Source organism: Paraburkholderia sp. BR13439, assembly GCF_040948805.1.
Lineage (GTDB): Bacteria > Pseudomonadota > Gammaproteobacteria > Burkholderiales > Burkholderiaceae > Paraburkholderia > Paraburkholderia youngii.
Genome location: NZ_JBFPKN010000237.1, coordinates 1 through 249, shown reverse-complemented (window position 1 = coordinate 249; position 249 = coordinate 1). Strand labels below are relative to the sequence as shown.

Sequence of the window (249 nt, the reverse complement as noted above, 5' to 3'; positions counted from 1 at the left end):
CTTTGCCGGGACTGAGCATCTGTACCGGCGTCTCATCCGCATGCAGCACACCCTGCTGCAGGATTTCCTGATGCAGCGCGTCGACCAGCGGTTGTAGCTGCACGCCGCACGTACCGACCCATGCGCCGTAAGCACCCGGGGAAGGCATCTTGACTGGGGCGATCGCTCAAACGATCAAACGATCAAGCAGCGGTCGGCGTCCAGCGATGAGGAAGCAGTTGCGCTATGTCGGCGGCACGGTGTGTCGGC

1 pseudogene is annotated in these 249 nt (G+C 62.7%); it reads right to left on the bottom strand.

The features are described 5' to 3' along the window. Window positions 1–127, bottom strand: a pseudogene (locus tag AB3X96_RS43020) (transposase); the annotation flags it as partial. Window positions 128–249: the final 122 nt, after the last annotated feature.